At 58.7% G+C, this 3,153-nt stretch carries 4 protein-coding genes; all 4 read left to right on the forward strand.

What is annotated here, in order from left to right:
* Window positions 1-61: 61 nt before the first annotated feature.
* The 4 genes from tnpA to BG455_RS11990 are packed head-to-tail and all read left to right on the forward strand — an operon-like array spanning window position 62 to window position 3,115.
* Window positions 62-463 (forward strand): IS66-like element accessory protein TnpA, encoded by a 402-nt coding sequence (tnpA, locus tag BG455_RS11975; RefSeq protein WP_071470247.1) that lies wholly within the window; start codon window positions 62-64, stop codon window positions 461-463.
* Window positions 460-810 (forward strand): IS66 family insertion sequence element accessory protein TnpB, encoded by a 351-nt coding sequence (tnpB, locus tag BG455_RS11980; RefSeq protein WP_071470248.1) that lies wholly within the window; start codon window positions 460-462, stop codon window positions 808-810. Before tnpA ends, tnpB begins: the two co-directional genes overlap by 4 nt.
* A gap of 59 nt (window positions 811-869) precedes the next feature.
* Complete coding sequence (gene tnpC / locus BG455_RS11985; protein WP_071470249.1) at window positions 870-2,516, forward strand: IS66 family transposase; 1,647 nt, start codon at window positions 870-872, stop codon at window positions 2,514-2,516.
* Entirely contained in the window at window positions 2,513-3,115 is a 603-nt protein-coding gene (locus tag BG455_RS11990) for a plasmid pRiA4b ORF-3 family protein (protein ID WP_071470250.1), read from the forward strand. Before tnpC ends, BG455_RS11990 begins: the two co-directional genes overlap by 4 nt.
* The last annotated feature ends 38 nt before the right edge of the window (window positions 3,116-3,153 follow it).

The raw sequence follows: 3,153 nt of genomic DNA on the forward strand, positions 1-3,153 counted from the left end.
GTAAGCATTCGCCGAGGGCCGTCTGGCTGTTTAGCGGGCTGAGCGTTTATCGAGTGTCCTTATGGACGCACACGAGAACACCCCCCGCATTCAAGTTTTGTCGGTTTCTGACACGGGCCGTCGCCGCCGTTGGACGGATGATGAGAAGATCCGGATCGTTGAAGAAAGCCATTGCGACGGCGTGACATTGGCCGAGGTCGCGCGGCGCCATGAGATATCGCGTTCAATGCTTTACGATTGGCGCTATCGGCACAAGTATGGGATGCTTGGGTGCGCTACGCAATTCATGCGCCTTGTTCCCCAAGACGATGGGCCGGCTTCTGAAAGCTTGCCCCCTATGCCTGCATCGCAACCGGCCGTAATGACAATCGAACTTGGCGAACAATGTCGTGTGATGATCCCTGCTGATTTTGACATGGAAGCGGCCGCACGCTTGCTCAATGGCCTGAGGTTGCTGCGATGATCGCGTTTCCGGCTGGCACGAAGGTGTGGATTGCAGGTGGAGTGACTGATATGCGCAAAGGCATGAACACCTTGGCATTGTCGGTGCAACAGGGCCTCGGGCGTGACCCACATGCCGGAGAAATCTTCTGCTTCCGGGGGCGCCGTGGCGATCTGGTCAAGCTTTTGTGGCATGATGGGGTCGGTATGTCTTTGTATTTGAAGCGCCTTGAGGCAGGGAAGTTCATCTGGCCTGTGAGCCAGGACGGGACGGCGGTGGCGATATCAGCCGCACAGCTCGGCTATCTTCTGGAAGGGATCGACTGGCGTAATCCGCGCTGGACACAGAGGCCTAAGACGGCTGGATAATTTGTAGAGAAACGCCTGTTTTTATTGGCCTTTCATGGCGTTCATGGTAGACATCTGCCATGTCAGATGCCGCCTTGAAAATCGCCGAATTAAGCGCTGCACTTGCCGCGCAGACCGCCCGCGCACATGCGGCGGAAGCCGAATTGGCACAGGCCCGCGCTTTGGCATCCTGCACAGAAGCGATGATCCAAGAGTTGAAGCTGGAGATCGCCAAGCTGCGCCGCGACAAATACGGTATCTCTTCCGAACGCCGCGCGCGACTGATTGATCAGCTGGAATTGCAGCTTGAGGAATTGGAAGCTGCCGCTACCGAGGATGCGCTGGCGGCTGAACAAGCCGCAGCGCAGGACAAGACCAGCACCGTGCGCGCCTTCACGCGTCGCAAGCCTGTTCGCAAACCCTTTCCCGAGCATCTGCCGCGCGAACGTGTAGTGGTTGAGGCTCCAACCACCTGCACTTGCTGTGGTTCAGACCGCATCGTGAAGATGGGCGAGGATATCACCGAGACGCTGGAAGTGATCCCGCGCCAGTGGAAGGTGATCCAGACCGTCCGCGAGAAGTTTACTTGCAGGGCATGCGAGAAGATCAGCCAACCACCGGCACCGTTCCACGCTATTCCGCGTGGATGGGCTGGGCCACAGTTGATCGCCATGATCGCTTTCGACAAATACGGACAGCATCAGCCGCTGAACCGACAATCCGAGCGAATAGCGCGGGAAGGCATCGATCTCAGCCTGTCGACCTTGGCTGATCTGATCGGTCATGCTTGCGTGGCACTGGCCCCGATCCATGCGCTGATTGAGCGTCACGTGCTGGACGGTGCGCGCCTGCATGGTGATGACACGACCGTGCCGCTTCTGGCGCGCGGCGGCACCAAGACTGCGCGGCTGTGGACCTATGTGCGTGATGACAATCCATGGAATGGGGGTGCGCCCCCTGCGGCCTTCTTCAAGTTCTCGACAGATCGTTGCAAGGAGCATCCGACCCGGCACCTGGCCGGATGGCATGGTGTGCTGCAATCGGATGTCTATGGCGGTTACAATGATCTCTATCTGGCAGATCGAAGCCCGGGTCCGGTCCGTTCTGCGCTGTGCTGGAGCCATGCCAGACGCAAGTTTTTTGAGTTGGCCGATATCAAAGGCACCGCACGCAAGGGTAAGAAGGTGGCAGAAGAAATCTCGCCTATCGCGCTGGACGCTGTGACGCGGATCGACGCAATCTTTGCCGACGAGCGTGAAATCACCGGCGTGTCAGCGGCAGAGCGCCACGAAGTTCGCCAGCAACGGGTCGCGCCGCTGGTCAATGATCTGCATGACTGGATGCTCGCCGAGAGGGCCCGGATGTCAAAGCACAACCCTGTCGCCAAGGCGATGAATTATATGCTCGTCGGCGAGGGCCGCTGGGAGGCCTTCACTGCATTCCTTGATGATGGGCGCCTATGCATGACGAACAATGCCGCAGAGCGCGCCCTGCGCGGCATCGCATTGGGCAGAAAGTCGTGGCTTTTTGCAGGATCCGAACGTGGCGGTGACAGGGCGGCCTTCATGTATACCCTCATCGTCTCGGCAAAGATGAATGACATCGACCCGCAGGCATGGCTGGCCGATGTGCTCGCCCGACTGCCGGATATTCCGATCTCGCGCGTGCATGAATTGTTGCCTTGGCATTGGAAGGCCGCAACCGAAGTGAAGAGGATTGCCGCATGACCCTGGTTGCGCGCCTCAAGCTGACCTTATCCGATGTCGAACCTCAGGTATTGCGGCGCTTCGATGTGCCGCTGAAGATCAAGCTGAACCGTCTGCACGATGTGATCCAGGCCGCCATGGGCTGGACCGACAGCCACCTCTATGAGTTCCGAGCCGGAGGTGTCGGCTGGGGTGTGCCCGATCCTGACGGCTATTACGATGGCCCGCTTCCCGCGAGCAAAACCAGCCTGTTTGATGTGCTCGAAGATGTCGGCACCAAGACCATCCATTACATCTATGACTTTGGCGACAACTGGCACCATGTGATCAAGGTCGAGAAAATCGATGATGCCGTGCCGGGTGCCGACTACCCACGGCTTGTAAGGGCCATCGGGGCTTGTCCTCCTGAAGATGTCGGTGGGTTCCCTGGCTACGCCAACTTCCTTGACGCCATGGCAGACCCCAAGCACGAAGAACACGACCGGATGGTGGAATGGTATGGGGGAAAGTTCGACCCTGAAGAGGCAGAGATCGGTCGCATCCTCGACAGCTTCGAGCGCCTCGCCAAAAAGTGGGCACCAAAGCCGCGGAAACCAAAAGCCGCACCCAAAAGCCTCTGATCAATATGCCACGGCTGCGGCCCTCGGCGGATGCTTAC

It is taken from the genome of Roseinatronobacter thiooxidans, assembly GCF_001870675.1.
Lineage (GTDB): Bacteria > Pseudomonadota > Alphaproteobacteria > Rhodobacterales > Rhodobacteraceae > Roseinatronobacter > Roseinatronobacter thiooxidans.